We start from the raw sequence: 381 nt of genomic DNA on the forward strand, positions 1-381 counted from the left end.
CCCCACAGCGCCCCGGCCGCGACGCCGTAGCCGATGCCCGTGAGGTGGTCGCGCCGCGCGTCGTGCTGACCGTGATGAAGCTGCGTTGCAGTGGAGGTGTCGCCAACAGCCATGGAGCGCCTGTCCGAAAAGATCAATCGAACCGGCACTCTGCGCGTGCGCGTGTCGCGCGTCTTGGCGAAGACGGCTGCGCTTTGGCAAAAACGGAAATGGCCCGGGTTAGCGGCGCACCGCTGCGGGCGTGACGCCGTGTGCGGCCTTGAGGTGGCGCGTGAGGGCGCTCTGGTCGTAGTAGCCGGTGCGTGCGGCAATCTCGGCGATGGGCAAGGCGGTGGTTTCCAGCAGCGTCAATGCATGCCGCAGCCGTACCTGGGCCAGATG

The 381-nt window shown here is 67.7% G+C and carries 1 protein-coding gene; it reads right to left on the reverse strand.

What is annotated here, in order from left to right:
- Window positions 1-219 precede the first annotated feature (219 nt).
- Complete coding sequence (locus C1J01_RS54455; protein ID WP_500048310.1) at window positions 220-378, reverse strand: helix-turn-helix domain-containing protein; 159 nt, start codon at window positions 376-378, stop codon at window positions 220-222.
- Window positions 379-381: the final 3 nt, after the last annotated feature.

This window comes from Nonomuraea aridisoli (assembly GCF_003236395.1).
GTDB lineage: Bacteria > Actinomycetota > Actinomycetes > Streptosporangiales > Streptosporangiaceae > Nonomuraea > Nonomuraea aridisoli.